Source organism: Shewanella sp. SR44-4, from assembly GCF_014163715.1.
Lineage (GTDB): Bacteria > Pseudomonadota > Gammaproteobacteria > Enterobacterales > Shewanellaceae > Shewanella.
In genome coordinates this window covers 25,944-40,325 of sequence record NZ_JACJDU010000044.1, presented here as the reverse complement: position 1 = coordinate 40,325, position 14,382 = coordinate 25,944, and the positions used below count along the sequence as shown (strand labels likewise).

At 41.7% G+C, this 14,382-nt stretch carries 25 protein-coding genes; 12 read left to right on the top strand and 13 right to left on the bottom strand.

Annotated elements, in window-relative coordinates; genetic code table 11:
• Positions 1-138 precede the first annotated feature (138 nt).
• From H5125_RS17425 to H5125_RS17370, 12 genes are all read right to left on the bottom strand, one after another.
• A complete protein-coding gene (locus H5125_RS17425) occupies positions 139-426 on the bottom strand; it encodes a hypothetical protein (protein ID WP_182744866.1) in 288 nt (95 codons plus the stop codon).
• A gap of 355 nt (positions 427-781) precedes the next feature.
• Entirely contained in the window at positions 782-1,030 is a 249-nt protein-coding gene (locus H5125_RS17420; protein ID WP_182744865.1) for a hypothetical protein, read from the bottom strand.
• Positions 1,031-1,428: 398 nt separating this feature from the next.
• Positions 1,429-1,794, bottom strand: coding sequence for a hypothetical protein (locus tag H5125_RS17415; RefSeq protein ID WP_182744864.1), 366 nt, complete (start codon positions 1,792-1,794; stop codon positions 1,429-1,431).
• Complete coding sequence (locus H5125_RS17410) at positions 1,794-2,039, bottom strand: helix-turn-helix transcriptional regulator (protein WP_244262862.1); 246 nt, start codon at positions 2,037-2,039, stop codon at positions 1,794-1,796. Before H5125_RS17410 ends, H5125_RS17415 begins: the two co-directional genes overlap by 1 nt.
• 27 nt (positions 2,040-2,066) lie before the next feature.
• Positions 2,067-3,329 (bottom strand): site-specific integrase, encoded by a 1,263-nt coding sequence (locus H5125_RS17405; protein ID WP_182744863.1) that lies wholly within the window; start codon positions 3,327-3,329, stop codon positions 2,067-2,069.
• The gene (locus H5125_RS17400; RefSeq protein WP_041412898.1) at positions 3,329-3,550 is read right to left on the bottom strand and encodes a hypothetical protein; all 222 of its coding nucleotides are present in this window, start codon (positions 3,548-3,550) and stop codon (positions 3,329-3,331) included. Before H5125_RS17400 ends, H5125_RS17405 begins: the two co-directional genes overlap by 1 nt.
• Complete coding sequence (locus H5125_RS17395; protein WP_182744862.1) at positions 3,543-4,208, bottom strand: replication protein P; 666 nt, start codon at positions 4,206-4,208, stop codon at positions 3,543-3,545. Before H5125_RS17395 ends, H5125_RS17400 begins: the two co-directional genes overlap by 8 nt.
• Positions 4,205-4,960, bottom strand: a complete 756-nt coding sequence (locus H5125_RS17390; protein ID WP_182744861.1) for a helix-turn-helix domain-containing protein — start codon at positions 4,958-4,960, stop codon at positions 4,205-4,207. The genes H5125_RS17395 and H5125_RS17390 overlap by 4 nt, the downstream gene beginning before the upstream one ends.
• Positions 4,961-5,273: 313 nt before the next feature.
• A complete protein-coding gene (locus H5125_RS17385; protein ID WP_182744860.1) occupies positions 5,274-5,492 on the bottom strand; it encodes a hypothetical protein in 219 nt (72 codons plus the stop codon).
• Positions 5,493-5,575: 83 nt separating this feature from the next.
• Positions 5,576-5,779 (bottom strand): hypothetical protein, encoded by a 204-nt coding sequence (locus tag H5125_RS17380; RefSeq protein WP_123884538.1) that lies wholly within the window; start codon positions 5,777-5,779, stop codon positions 5,576-5,578.
• Position 5,780: 1 nt separating this feature from the next.
• Entirely contained in the window at positions 5,781-6,374 is a 594-nt protein-coding gene (locus H5125_RS17375; RefSeq protein WP_011637117.1) for a toxin YdaT family protein, read from the bottom strand.
• 27 nt (positions 6,375-6,401) lie between these two features.
• Complete coding sequence (locus H5125_RS17370) at positions 6,402-6,587, bottom strand: Cro/CI family transcriptional regulator (RefSeq protein WP_137225729.1); 186 nt, start codon at positions 6,585-6,587, stop codon at positions 6,402-6,404.
• Between the two features lie 104 nt (positions 6,588-6,691).
• Here H5125_RS17370 and H5125_RS17365 point away from each other — a divergent pair, with 104 nt between their 5' ends.
• The 11 genes from H5125_RS17365 (at position 6,692) to H5125_RS17320 (ending at position 11,551) form a co-directional block, all read left to right on the top strand.
• Complete coding sequence (locus H5125_RS17365) at positions 6,692-7,378, top strand: S24 family peptidase (RefSeq protein ID WP_182744859.1); 687 nt, start codon at positions 6,692-6,694, stop codon at positions 7,376-7,378.
• Between the two features lie 27 nt (positions 7,379-7,405).
• A complete protein-coding gene (locus tag H5125_RS17360; protein WP_182744858.1) occupies positions 7,406-8,440 on the top strand; it encodes a hypothetical protein in 1,035 nt (344 codons plus the stop codon).
• Between the two features lie 537 nt (positions 8,441-8,977).
• A complete protein-coding gene (locus tag H5125_RS17355) occupies positions 8,978-9,301 on the top strand; it encodes a hypothetical protein (protein ID WP_182744857.1) in 324 nt (107 codons plus the stop codon).
• The gene (locus tag H5125_RS17350; RefSeq protein ID WP_123778826.1) at positions 9,298-9,558 is read left to right on the top strand and encodes a hypothetical protein; all 261 of its coding nucleotides are present in this window, start codon (positions 9,298-9,300) and stop codon (positions 9,556-9,558) included. Before H5125_RS17355 ends, H5125_RS17350 begins: the two co-directional genes overlap by 4 nt.
• A gap of 327 nt (positions 9,559-9,885) precedes the next feature.
• Positions 9,886-10,047: a hypothetical protein gene (locus tag H5125_RS17345; protein ID WP_182744856.1), complete on the top strand. Its 162-nt coding sequence runs from the start codon at positions 9,886-9,888 to the stop codon at positions 10,045-10,047.
• Between the two features lie 8 nt (positions 10,048-10,055).
• Positions 10,056-10,391: a hypothetical protein gene (locus H5125_RS17340; protein ID WP_182744855.1), complete on the top strand. Its 336-nt coding sequence runs from the start codon at positions 10,056-10,058 to the stop codon at positions 10,389-10,391.
• A gap of 11 nt (positions 10,392-10,402) precedes the next feature.
• Positions 10,403-10,666: a PapB/FocB family fimbrial expression transcriptional regulator gene (locus H5125_RS17335; RefSeq protein ID WP_182744854.1), complete on the top strand. Its 264-nt coding sequence runs from the start codon at positions 10,403-10,405 to the stop codon at positions 10,664-10,666.
• The gene (locus H5125_RS17330) at positions 10,667-10,969 is read left to right on the top strand and encodes a hypothetical protein (RefSeq protein WP_123884543.1); all 303 of its coding nucleotides are present in this window, start codon (positions 10,667-10,669) and stop codon (positions 10,967-10,969) included.
• Positions 10,966-11,208, top strand: coding sequence for a hypothetical protein (locus H5125_RS17325; RefSeq protein ID WP_123884544.1), 243 nt, complete (start codon positions 10,966-10,968; stop codon positions 11,206-11,208). The genes H5125_RS17330 and H5125_RS17325 overlap by 4 nt, the downstream gene beginning before the upstream one ends.
• Positions 11,205-11,330 carry a hypothetical protein gene (locus H5125_RS22250; RefSeq protein WP_259395480.1) on the top strand — a complete coding sequence of 42 codons (126 nt, stop codon included), beginning with the start codon at positions 11,205-11,207 and terminating at the stop codon, positions 11,328-11,330. Before H5125_RS17325 ends, H5125_RS22250 begins: the two co-directional genes overlap by 4 nt.
• Positions 11,330-11,551 carry a hypothetical protein gene (locus H5125_RS17320; RefSeq protein ID WP_041412895.1) on the top strand — a complete coding sequence of 74 codons (222 nt, stop codon included), beginning with the start codon at positions 11,330-11,332 and terminating at the stop codon, positions 11,549-11,551. Before H5125_RS22250 ends, H5125_RS17320 begins: the two co-directional genes overlap by 1 nt.
• Here H5125_RS17320 and H5125_RS17315 read toward each other — a convergent pair.
• The gene (locus tag H5125_RS17315; RefSeq protein ID WP_182744853.1) at positions 11,548-12,759 is read right to left on the bottom strand and encodes a site-specific integrase; all 1,212 of its coding nucleotides are present in this window, start codon (positions 12,757-12,759) and stop codon (positions 11,548-11,550) included. The genes H5125_RS17320 and H5125_RS17315 overlap by 4 nt on opposite strands.
• 186 nt (positions 12,760-12,945) lie before the next feature.
• Here H5125_RS17315 and sbcB point away from each other — a divergent pair, with 186 nt between their 5' ends.
• A complete protein-coding gene (gene sbcB, locus H5125_RS17310; RefSeq protein WP_182744852.1) occupies positions 12,946-14,367 on the top strand; it encodes an exodeoxyribonuclease I in 1,422 nt (473 codons plus the stop codon).
• The last annotated feature ends 15 nt before the right edge of the window (positions 14,368-14,382 follow it).

Genomic DNA, 14,382 nt, shown 5'->3' with positions numbered 1-14,382 from the left:
ACATCAAACAGCGCGTTTTCTCGAACTGTTAATTACATAATAAAGAGTCACATCTCACGTGTTCGGGCTTGTTCAACACTTGGGATAAGGACGCGGCTTCGCGCGGCCTATCCTTATTAGTTATGTGTTGACCATCGCTTAATACATTCGACCATAACCGATTAGAGCCGAATTAGGAATCGCACCTGATGGAGTAAAGGTCGCAAGCTTTGATAAAGCACCATACCGATTAGGATCAATTGTCTCTGAAAATATTATGCGCTTACCAATTTCAGTAACATTCCACTTATAAATAGCAGGCAAAGATTCGTCGAGATTTTTTAGTTCAGATTCATCTCCCTCGAAGCTAAAATAATGCCCTTCAGGATTATCACCAGAACAAAATATCAAGTTACTAATAAACACCTCCAATAGATAAACAGACACATAACAGCTTATTCAACAGCTCGACCGATAAAGCCGCCCGTTTAAGTTATTGATTAATATCATCCTACGTTTTCTATGTCTTTGAAGTAAAGCAATTTAATGGCTCTTACACTCAAATAAAAAACGTAAATTGCGCGTTAAAAATGCCCGCATCAAATATAAAAAACTAAACTAAACCAAACAATATCAATATATTAGAGCAGCCCTATTTTTCTCAACATAGTCCTTTAGACTGCAAAAAGCCACAGCAAAATGCCCATAAAAATGGCTACATCAAGTAGCCATTTTTTGTTTGCAGCCAATCATCGTGGGTAGCAATGAGTAAGCAAGGCATGAGTCAGTATTTTTAATATATTTAGTAAGTTATCGGCTTTACTGAGTCAAATGCATTATGCACGATTTTGACTAATATTTTTTCTTGCTCAAAAGAAATGGCAATAGAAGGATCGTAGTCCCAACATATACTATTGTCCTTGGTAAAAACTTTTACCGCTAACTCTTGGGGTAAGCTGTCGGCCCTTTTCAACTCATTTTGAATGATCTCTTCGATGATCGAAGTGTCAGAGGTCGATTCAATACAATACAATTCTGTAGCGTTACTCATAGTCATCCTTAACTAGTGAACTAGTATTTACATCAATGTAACCAGTCTATTAAAAGTAGCATCAAACTGAAGTGATAGAAACAAAGATTTAAGCGATCAAAAGTTGCGGTTTAAGACGATCAAAAGTTGAGTGGAATTGTACATCATCAAATGTAGGGTAAAACACTATTAATTCATTAACTTAATAGGTTTATTTTTTAGGTGAAATTGATTGGCAGAGATCAAGTCTATAAAACAACAACACAACCCCTTAAATTTTTCATATGTAGTGAAGCACTGCGCTTCTCCGCCCCCGCAGTGCACCGAGCCAGAAGGACCCATTTAATTTCAACCCCAAATGATAATCACTCTCATTTGAGTTGAGTCAACCCAACGCCTTGAATTATCAACATATATCACTAAACTATTTCAATCTCTGCCCTTCTCAACCAATACAAATACGACTTCTTGCTATCGAATCCCATCAAGGCCCACTGCCCTTTGCAGATGTAGTGCACTCTAATGGCCCGTACACATTGCGGTGCTAACCGTTCAATCATCTGGTCGAACAGCCTAACCTCACGCGGAGGCGTTACCTCGACCACTGCCGAACTACCGTAAACAATCACCTCACCTAACTTGTCGCACTGGCTTCGGCTTGCGAATCCTTGGCCATATTCTTGATGGGCCCAATAGTTACCCCAGCGTGTTAATCCATGACGCAACGCTTTCATGTTCAGCGTCACTTGTTGATGCTGCAGCTGCTGCACATTAATCTTCGCCATTATTCTTCACCATCAATCATCGCCCTTATGTCATCAATCCCTAACTTAAACACCTGGGCGCATATTGCCGACACATCATCAAAAGGCACTCTCACATCACCCCGTTCCCAACGCTGATAAGTCCGTTCACTTACCCCGTAAATCTCGGCCACTTCGGTCTGGGTTAGCCCGCGAATATTCCTGCCTGTTTTCAAAAAATCAAACCCGCGTAATGCCATTTCGCCCCCAAAAACCTCTAATTGCATATTCTTCTAATAATGATGCAGCGATCATCACAGCCACCCACTGGCAGTCAGGGTTTGACCGTTCTCACTTTTCACTGACGATCTAGGCAATATCTCGGGCGCAACAGAAGAAAACCCACGATAAATTAAATATTGATGATATTGCTCTAACGCTAAACTCATGCCCTTATCCAAGGTCGATTTAACGTACTTACGCAGCAACACAGGCAAGGCATGATTCAACAAACGTTCACCAATCATGGTATCGACACCTAAGTCAGCAACAATGGTCCTGAATAATCGACGTAAATCATGACTAGTGAAATGTTTAAAGCGGATTTGAGTGTGCCAATCATGAGCACAACGAATGGAAATAGCCCCACTGGTGCCAGGGAACAAATAAGCGCGTTTGCCAACATGCTTAAGCTGCCAACATTTATAATGCTGAATAAGTGCCTTAGCAGAATCGGTCATCGGTACTCGATGCTCTTCTTTGTTCTTGGCATTACTGGCCGGAATAACCCAATAATCCCCTGCAAAATGCTCCCACCGAGCCAAACGAGTTTCGTTAATGCGAGTACCAAACATCATCATCAACACAAACAACATCTGCACCGGCATCACAACTGCACCTAAACGAGTAAACAACTCGGCCAAATCTGACTCAAACAAGCGCGTATCAACCACATCAGCCACCCTAATTGAATACGTCACTCGATAACCGGCTAACGGATTAACGTTAATCAAACGAAGCTTTGAAGCCGCAGCAAACACCGCCTTTAGCTTATTCACCACCTCACGAATGTATTTAGGCGCAAACCCCTCAACCAACATCGGTTTAACCAAAATACCGTCAACCGCAATAAAACTCACTTCGTGCAAACGAACATCAGCCAACCGAGGCAATAAATGACACTTGATCATCGACTTAATATTGCTACGCCAACTTTTGCTATAAGTCGTGTTATTGGCAATATGTTCCTGGTACCACTCAAGCAAACTGCCGACCGAATCAAACTGGCCTGTCACCATGCCGCCCACATTACGCTTAGCCAACATCACCGGTAAATCAGCACATAAGGTCTTAATACACATGCTTGGCCAAGTGCCCACCTTTTGCCAAACTGTCTTACCGTTTTCATTTAATACCAAGTGAACACTCGCCCGCGTTCGACCAGCTGCAGCACGTAAACGAATTTCAGGAAACTGCGGATCACGATAATCACGACTCACCCCAGCGCGTAACCAACGCTTTAACGCCGCATCGTTTAACTTGCCAACCTCAACACCAGATGCCGCTTTTACCATCATCAGGCTACCAACCTGTATTCCCAAGCGGTGCACTTTTCACGGCGGCGCTTTTGCTTAACCGAATTGGGCAACTCGCGCCAACGGGCACTTAACGCGGTTTCGCTATCGTGCACCCCAAACTGGTCAAAACACTGTTGTTGGATTTCGTACAAAGTGAGAAAACGGTCACCGCTTAAAATCTTCAGCAAACGCTCTTTTTGAGTCAAAGATTGATTACTCATCGTTAGCACTCCTTAAACCAAGCTGACGCCTAAACTTTGCCACCAACGCTTTACCCTCAGCAGGTTCAATTCTGCGTGTAGCACGAGTCGGTAATGCTTTTGGCAACTCAACATCAACCAACTCACCATTGCCGTATTTACGACATAAAATCTCGTATTGGCGGGTAAACATGGTTAATACGTCTTTTTCAATACCGGTAGCAAACAACCAGGTACCACATTGGCGCACAGCCAAACCAACAACATCATGGCTCCACTTATGGCCCGCTACATTGTGATAATGGCGCTTAGCCTCACGATATGCCGAATCCAAATCAGGCAAACCATAATCATAAGCCGTTGGCTGACACCACAACGCAAACTGGCGTGGTGTTGGCCAAAACTGGCGATCACCCTGCTCGCGTCTTGCCCGAGTTAATCCCATTTGCACTTGATCACGGCTACTCACACCTTGAACGGCAAGCGTTTTAACCCACTCGGCTTTGTGCAACGACTCAACATCATCCTTAGGCGCACCAACCGGAAACAACACGCGCAGCTTTGCAAACACACTATCGACAATCGCAACATCCATTTCAGACAGCTGGCGGCTTGAGCCATTACCTTGCATAGCGCCAACAATTGAACCGGTATTAACCAATGTTTGAATAGACTTCATATCAATGGATCCTCTGGGTCAAAAACTGAGTTACTCCAATCGGCCTTAATCGCCTGTTTAGCAATCAAGCCAGCGTTAACTAACCAATCGAACTCAAATCCAATCCAGCAACGTGAAGCGCACAACTCAAAAACGTCATCAACCGAGCAACCCGCAGCAACCGCTTTCATCAAATGCGGTGCCAGGCGATTAACCGCAGTTTGGGTTAACTTGGCTTTTTTCTGCTTGCGAATGGCTAACCAGTCTTTAAAAACTTGATCGCTTGGCAAAGCAGGCCACTTTGAAAAATCCAAAGGTGATTTTTTCGATGTGGTGACTACATCTTTTAAAGATTCATTGACTGGTTCTAAAGTGACTGGTTCTGGGTGCAGGAGATTCACTAGGGGTAGTGCAGCAGATTCACTAGGTAGTGCAGCAGGTTCACTAGGGGGTAGTGCAACAGATTCACTAGGTAGTGCAGCAGATTCACCACCTAACCCTGTATTTTCATCAAAATCCAGATGAAAAACATTAGACGAATTACCCTTAACACCCTTGCGATATTCACGACGCAAAAAACCTGACTTTTCGAGTTTTTTAACATGGTCCATAACGCTACGACGGCTCATTTCACACTGCTCAGCAATGTAATTATAACTAGGCCAACACTCGCCCTGGTCGTTCGCGTTATCCGCCAATTTCAATAACACCAACTTGCGCAGCGGATTACCCACCTTCGCCTTCATGGCCTTAACCATTAATTCCATACTCATGGGCGTAATCCCCACAAAACCAACTCAGCAAACGCTAAATTGACGTAACACAAATGCTTGAGTAACATGTAATTGCCTCTCTCTGTAGGTATTAACCCCGTGCTCAGGTCGCCAAACTTAAGCGGGGTTTCTTATTTTTAAAATTCATAACATCACCATCAAGGATGAATCATGGAAAAATACAAACCATCAATAACCGTCGGCGAGTTCAAAAAATGGCTTAGCGACTACCCAGATCACATGTTGCTAGACTTCTCAATGCTCGATTTCAACCGACTAAAACAGCGCTCACCAACGCTAGTCCAAGTTGAATTTAACCAACAAGTTTATCGAGATAGCTCAAACAACGTGGTGGTTGAAAACCTTGGACAATAGCCGCCGCATAGATACCCGCAACTTCTTGTGAGACTGGTGCATAACTTTCGTGAACCTGATCTCCCAACCATCGGGTGAAATGATATTTTTCGCCCGTTTTTTCAATAACCCACTTCTCTTTCTTTTCAATCAAACTGTTATCACTTAACTGAGTCATAACCTGCCCCTTTAAACATAAAACAAAACCCAATAGTTAATATCACTGCCAACACAAGCCAAACTAAAATAAATGACCACATATCAACCTCGTTTACGCATCAGCACACTGCGCTGTAAGCGTTCATAATCATCACGACAATCGGCATCACAAAAGCGTTCAACCGTTGGTGATTCGCAATAAAAACAACGCCCCGTTAATGGTGGTAATATCGCTTTTGCCTTGGTCAACTCACTGGTTAAATGCAGTTCAGCTAATTGATTAGCTTCATCAACGTTATCTGCCATGCTAACCAGCCGACTTAAGTGATTTATTGGTTAAATAAGGGAACTTACGCTCAAGTACATCCAAAGACATTGACGTCACCCCGCGTGATTCACGTAGTTCACGGTAAGCAGTTTCAACTTGATGACGACTTGGGTTAATCCCTAAACGAATAACAGCAACTTGTGCATCGCAGTTTTCTTTGGTTAACGTTGCCGCCATGTCATCTGCACTTAACGACATAGCATCACTCACATGGTCAACAACAACTGTCACACCAACCATGCCGTAAACATCGTTTAAATACCCAATGCGCAACTCAACGGGCATAGCGGCCAATATTGCCTGCTCAACATAAAACAAGCGCTCAGGTACCGCATTTTGGTCAGCGTACTGCCCAAGCCAACGGAAAATCTTTTGCGCATTCACTCGAGCATCGTTGTAAATATCATCCGAGTAGGTAAACGCAATCCCCTCTTTAGCCAATACCGTCGCCAACTTTAAGTCATCAACCGCCTGCACTACCGCAGTGGCCAACGCCGAACGGCTGACTTTAGGTAACTCAAGCCATGTATTAATGGCTTTCATCAATAAATCTAAACGTGATCTTTGTTTCATGCTTTTTCTCCATGCTTACTATTAAAATCAACTTACTTGCTCAAGCTGTGGAATATCTGCTTTTAAAACACCTTCGGTTAATCGCTCAATCTGATAAGCGCGAAGTTCTGGAACATCATCTGGCCACTGTGAAATGGCGCCTTTCGTAAGCCCTAAGTTTTTTGCCAACTGACTCTTAGAACCAAAATACAAAATTGCGTCTTTTGTTTTCATAACAACTCCAAATATTCATCAAACACAAGGTTAAGAAAACTATACCAATAAGTCAACAAAAAGGAACAGATTCTTAACCGATAATTAGTTAAGATGTCTAAACTATGATGAATGAACGAATTAAAGAACGTAGAAAGCTCGTAGGGTTAACGCAGCCAGAGCTTGCTAAGATGATAGGCGTAACAAAAGCAACCATTTCACAATGGGAGTCTGCGGCTACCTCGCCTAAAGGTGAAAACCTTTACAATTTAGCAAAGCACCTGCAATGCGCTACAGATTGGCTTCTTTTTGGTAAAGAATCAAAACCAACAAGCAATGCCGAATGGGCTGGTCCAATGGAAACATGGGATAGCAACACCCCGCTAAATGATGATGAAGTAGAGATACCGTTTTATATGGAAGTAGAACTCGCTGCTGGACATGGCATCGCTGAAGCACCTCATTACAATGGCCCTAAATTGCGCTTTGCAAAATCAACATTGCGTAAATCAAGTGTTGATCCAACCAATGCCGCGTGTGTGCGTGTTAGCGGTAATAGCATGGAACCGGTATTACCCAACGGCTCAACCGTCGGGGTAGATACATCACAAACAGACGTGATCGACGGTAAAATGTACGCCATTAATCACGATGGTATGTTACGCATAAAAACCTTATACAAGTTACCTGGCGGTGGTTTAAGGCTTCGCAGTTTTAACACCGACGAGTGGCCAGACGAACGCTACGAAGGTGAAGTTATCAAACAAATAAAAATCATCGGCAAGGTGTTTTGGTATTCAGTACTTATCTAAAAGACTAATTTCAAGGATGAAAACTGCGTGGACAATAAATCAAGAACAAATTTTATAGAGGCATTTTTCAGATTTTTAAAAACCAATCCTCTTTTTCGCTATACCTTAATTGGTTTTTTTGTATATATCATATGGGTTACATTCTGGATGATATATGCAGACATTTTGTTTAAAGACTGCTTGTTATTAGATAGTCACTTTCCTAACCGAATCAAACCAAGTGATTTTTCAGTATCTTACGCAGCATCTGCATTTGATAGCTTAGTTTTTTTCATATTAGTTGGATCCGTTCTTACAGTCTTAACACTAAGACGCCCAGAAGAAGAAAAACTAGCAACCAAAGTCGATTTTATATTCCCCGGAGCCGAAGATAGGCCAAGATTAAGTAAATATCTTCAAGATCAAATTACATCTTTAGCCTGCATAAGTCCTAAAACATCGAGACGAATTGTTATTCAAGATGTATTAGAAATCAATGACCCAGAATCAGGGAAATCTGAACTTGCCGTTAAAGTGTTAACTAAAACTTACTGTTTAATTGAAAATATTCATAATAATCATGAATATGCTACAGATAAAATGGCTTTTGGTATGACACTAGATCCAATAAAAATTGAAAATGGAATTCATGGTGAAGTTCATGATATATCAATAACTAAGCATATTGAAAATAGCTCAGAGGCTTACCCAGAACACCAATTAAACGGAACTCATCAGATTTTGGCGGGTAACCTTAAATACTATAAAACATTCGCTCTAAAATTAGCAAAAAAACAAAAAGCGGCTTACCAAACAAGCTCTTGGATGTGGCAACCAATAAATAAAGGCCTTTCTTTTAATCCACCTCGTTTTACTGAATTACAGTGTATTACGATAATAAATGAGACTGATTATGTTATGAATTTAAGAGTAGGCATACCGAATAATGGTGATGTAGACATCAATTTACAAGCAAATCAGAGTCATGAATTTGATGTTGACGCCTGCCTTCCAGGGGAAAAAGTAACCATAAACTTTTCCGAGTTAATAGCACCAGTAAAACCAGAAGTTAAAAATGATTAATTGCAAAGTATGTTGACAGTAACGTCAATATACTTCTAAACTACTAAGTATGATATTTGCAGTTAATTACATTAGTACCCATACACGGAATGTATTAAGGAGAAATTATGTATAAAGGTGAATTTACAGGACCGTAAGGTCTTTTTTGTTCTCTTAATTTTAGGATGAACACAATAAAAAAACCCGCACCAGCGGGTTTTTTTGTGTTTAAAAATCAGCATTTTACTTAGCATTAACCCATCACTGCCGTATCGCCAAAAAACACACCCCCCAGCAATTGCACACCACCCCCGAGGAAATATGATCTCGGCTCTTACCACAACGCCGGCAAACCTTGGCTGCACTGCTTTTCCTTTTCCGCATTCATCACACTTTATTAACTCAATAAACCCTCCTTAGTCAGATTATTAATTTATCCCAAACAACATCTAAAACAGCAAAATCAAAAAATAAGTATAGAAATCTTTACCATTACAATTGACATCAAAGTATAGTTATCTTAACCTTAAGCCGTACCCAATAACCGAGGACGGCAAAATGATACTGACAAATACCCCTACAACAGACAAACAACGTGCTGAACATTACCACCTGGTCAGTATCCGCTTTGCCTGCCTGCTCACCACCAAACAAGACCCTATGGACTGTGAACGTGTTGCATTGCGTGTAGCAAAACTTGAACGCCAATTAATGCATAGCAATCCAAGCCAACTGTTCATAAGCCAATTTGAAAACCAAGCCGGTGAACTCGGTGACAACCTCGCCATGCGTTACAACCACCACACTGGCCGCATTACCATCTGGCGCAATACCCCATTACATCAAAGCGGCAAAGTATTTCAGTTAAGAGCAAGCATATGAGCCCCGCAACCGAAAACGCACCATCACTGTGGCTTATGGGCTTGGGGTTGTTCGTTATCCAACTCGTGCAATGGATTGCCGAGGGAGTTGCCTCCCAGTTTAGCAATTTGCCTGTTGTATTCGGCCTGTTGCCTTCTGAGCTGATTTGTTTGATAGCGATAGTCCTTCAAGTTGCTTACACGTTCTTTGTAATTACGTTTATCGCGATACAGATTCACAAAGGAAACAAACAAGAACAACAGATTAACGGCAATTAATAGTTTGAATATATAGGGGCTAACGGATTTATCCTGATACTTAATGATCATCATAAATAACCCCAAAAGCGGTACCGAGGTGATTAGCGTAAACGGATAGCGCCTTTTGATATGACGAAGTAGGCCTCTGATTTTGCGAAGCATATTAAAAACTCGATTGGCTGTGTAGGAACACCAATCGTAGCACGAAGCCCAACGTGATTAAAAAACGGGCACCAATTTAATTAGCACTACCAAGCCCACTACCGAGGACAGGGAAATGATACTAGCGAAAGTTCACACCCCACTACACCAAACAGGCACAGTGTTTCAGATAAGGACAAGCATATGAGCGCCGCAGCTGAATATTGCGACCGCGAAATAGCCAAGTGCAAAGACATGATCCGCACTTGGCCTCACGAAAGAGCCTGCCTTAAGCGCTTAATTAAAGGCTGGAAACGCACTAAGCAGCAGTTACAACAAAGTTCGTCGGTCGAAAAGGTTTTGTAGGGGGGTCTATGTTTTTTGTATTCGGAGTGAGTGAAACATTAGTTAAGAAAGCAGCTGATAAAAAGTGCAGCAGGTTCACTGGTACTTATCCAAATAGACGAGAACTCACTATTGATGAATACCAACAAAAGCTAGCTAAAACCCGTGATGAACTGTTTTCCAAAATGAAAGTACAAAAACTAAGTCACAGCTTATCGACCCCAAGCTTAGCTAAGCAGTATTCAGAGTTAACAAAAGCACAAGAACAGTGTCGAGATATAGAAATTAGATACAGAAAACCAACAGGAAGTATCAACCCTAAAACCAAAAAAGAAGTTTTGGAATGGGCAACTTACATAGGTTGAGAGGACTTAGCATGAAATACCTGATCCAAGGCAGTGAAAGCACTGAACGCCTGCAGCTGCTATTGCAACTCACCAACATTGAATCGCCCGACATAGTGGCCGCATTACATGATCACTTCGTCACAGGCCACCAAGATACGGTGGCAGCCATTCGTAACAGCGTTAAAAAGAGCAATTTATCACGGGCAATAGCACGATTAGAACAAGTGACATTCACAGTCGAACAAATCAAAGAACTGGATTGGCAAAAACTTAAACCAGGCAAGGTGGCGTAAATGAAATCGAAAGCAGCGTTTAACCATATCTTAGGTCACTATCGCGCCCAAAAAGTGGGGTTGCCATTTAATCTCCATAGTGGCGACCGAATCAAAGTGGCCATGATACTTGGTGCACTTGATTGTCTTTACTGGCAAGCATTGGGCAATGGCCTAACAAATCTCGCAAAAGGGATTGGTAGAACGATTATTCATTCTTACAAGTACCACCAAATTCGATTACCTGGTCATCCACAGCAAGGTTACCAAGTTAACGGTTACCCAAAAATAGACTTAAAAGCGGTATTAGGCGGTGCAGCATGAATAAGGTAACCAAAATGTTCAGTACCAAACAAGGTGTGGTCACGTTATCAACCCCGTTCTTCACGCTAATGCACGAACAGCAGCAAGTTGAAGCAACTTATAAACCCAACAACTACAACGGCTGGGGTATGTGCAAAACGTTTAACGCTATTGAAGTCAGTAACTTTACCCAAGCAGATGCAGAGTTATTTGCGACAACCGCCGATTCAAAACTACGACTACAGGGGTATGCAGCATGAAAAAGTCAGACGTTATCAAAGAAGCATTAAAACAATGGTATGCCCTTCCCCGGGATCAGGTCGGCTCATGCCAGCATTACATGAAAACACTAGCAGAAAAGCTTAAAAAGGAAGGTCAATAATGAGTAATTTAAATCAACAAGAAAGTCACACCAATACAGGAATACAACAAGAACCATTGTTCCTCAACACCAAAGAAGTCATGGTGCGTTATCGGATCGGCTCTACTGCTACATTATGGAAGTGGCGCAAAACTCTTGGTTTCCCAAACCCAATCCATAATGGGCGATTTTACAACATACAAGCACTTAAAAAGTGGGATGAAGAGCAATTGGCATCTTAAGGCAAGGTATCCAACAACATTGCATTTCTATCCCCTTTAGCAGACAGCAGCAGTTTTTCCGTCCACATTTGGTATGCTGCTGCTTGCTCATCTAGCCAATCGTGCTTGTTATAAACAGCCATCACACCTCCAAGGACATGACCTAGCATTTTTTCTGTTACATGCGGCAAAACACCAAGCTCAGAAAGTCTCGTTGAAATAGTTCTTCTGAAATCATGCAGTCTCCAGTCTGGAATATCTACTCTTGGTCTGATTTCTCTGACTAATTTATTAACCGACGCTATACCAACAGGTCTTTTAAAGTCATTTGGTGCAGGAAAAGTCCATTGAGAGCGATGTAAAGACCATTGCTCTTGAAGCAGCTCAAGTAAAGCTGGGCTTATTGGCCGCCTGATAGGTTGGTTAGTTTTACTGTTAATAACCGGAACAGTCCACACCATACTGTCTAAATCAAAATCAGCACGACTTGATTTAAGTAGCTCAGACACCCTCGCCCCTGTCATCATGCAAGCCTTTATAGCATTAGTGATGGTTCTTGTTGCTCTTGTTTTGTCTAGCTCACGCCAAATTCTCCCGCATTCGAGTACGGTTAACACTCGTGAACCAACTGTGGAGGCTGAGCCAATGTCTGATACTCTAAGCTGTAACACATCAACCGATTTGATTAATTGTCTTCTTACTGACCAATTTAGTATTGTCTTTAACTGTTTTAGTATGGCACCAGAGGTTACTCGACTCACTTTTGATTTCTCATCAAAGAAGTCAATCCATTCTCCAAGTGTAATATCATCAACTAACCTATCATCAAAAGCATCAAACAAATGCACCCGAAAACATGATTGATAGGTAGCAATCGTTCCAGGCTTTAACGAACTACCTTGTTTAAGTAAAAACTGTTCGCAGCAATATCTGACATTCACTTTGCCTCTTCTTGTATTGCGTTGTTTCCAATACACTCTTGGATCTGTATCATTCGCTAATGCGTTTCTCAGTTCAGGTACGAATTTTCGAGCTTCAGATAATTTAACATCAGGATAGCGACCTAATGTTAGACGTCCAACAGAAGAACGAAAACGGAAGCGGTACTGCCAAGTTATAGTGCCGGCACTACTAATGCGGACACTTAAACCGTCACGGTCAGCAATCTCAGGCTTACCAGTATATGGTTTTCCGTTTATAGAACGTAACTGCGTGTCAGATAAAGACATTTAAAAAATCCGTGTACAGATTTATTGCTCGATATAACGAGTTTATGACACAAAACCAAATATGTACACACAGGTGTACGCGGAAGCTAAAGCAGCACAAGAAAACCAACTAAATTAGAATGAAAGGTTTAAAGCGGATTTAACCATGATTTACATAAAGTTAAATGCAAAAATGAGCAGAATAAAATGAAAATAAATCATGAAGAAACCCCATCACTTTACTGGCACGATTATGAAACATTCGGGGCAAACCCAAGCAAAGATCGTCCGTCTCAGTTTGCGGGAATTCGAACCGATCTAGAACTCAACATTATCGGCGAACCTGAAACATTTTATTGCAAACTCGCGCCTGACTATTTACCGTCTCCCGAAGCCATATTAATTACGGGGATAACACCACAACTGGCCAATCTTAAGGGCGTACCAGAAGCTGAGTTTATGAAACGTATTAATACGCTGTTTAGCCAACCCAGCACCTGTGTTGTGGGCTATAACTCATTACGTTTTGATGATGAGGTCAGTCGCTATGGTTTCTATCGTAATTTTATCGACCCTTACGCGCGAGAATGGCAAAACGGTAATTCTCGTTGGGATATCATTGATTTAGTTCGAGCTTGCTATGCATTTCGTCCAGACGGAATAAATTGGCCGAAGAAAGAAGATGGCTCACCGAGTTTCAAGCTAGAGTTACTCACCCAAGCGAATGGTTTAAGTCATGAAAAAGCCCATGATGCTATGTCAGACGTTTATGCCACGATTGCTATGGCTAAACTGATAAAGCAGACACAACCCAAGCTGTACGAATATTATTTTAATTTAAGGCGTAAACAAGCGGTTGCGGATCATATTGATGTCTTTAAAATGCAGCCTTTGGTTCATGTCAGTTCAAAAATTAGTGCGCTGCAAGGCTGTACTACGTTAATCGCGCCAGTGGCATATCACCCAACTAATAAAAATGCGGTGATATGCGTAAATTTGGCCATGGATATCTCGCCATTATTAGAATTATCTGCTCAAGAAATAAATGATCGTATGTATACGTCTCGTCAAAACTTAGCTGAAAATGAGCTCGCAATACCACTCAAACAAATCCACCTTAACAAGTGTCCCTTTATCGGATCGCCAAAATTACTTGACGACGAGGTAGCTGAAAAATTACAGTTCGATAAAGCATTTGCACGTGAGCAATATAAACGCTTAAAAAACCACCCAGAATTGCGCGAAAAGCTTAACCAAGTATTTGAACTTGAATCAGATCGTAAACCGATCACCGATCCTGATTTAATGCTATATAGCGGTGGATTTTTCAGCCATGCTGATAAAACAAAAATGGACATTATTTGCCATACTGCACCACATAATTTAGCAGCTTTGGCATTGCAATTTGATGATCCGCGGATCAATGAAATGTTGTTTCGTTTTCGGGCACGTAATTATCCAGAAACATTAAGCGACAGTGAAGTCCGTAAATGGCGTGATTTCTGTCAACAACGCTTATCGGATGCCGATTATGTGATTAAACTCGAGAACCTGGTCGAAGAAACCAGCGAGAATGAACACAAACAAAAGCTATTAAAAGCCCTATATCAATATTTACAGTCACTATAGTAAATTTTATTTTTA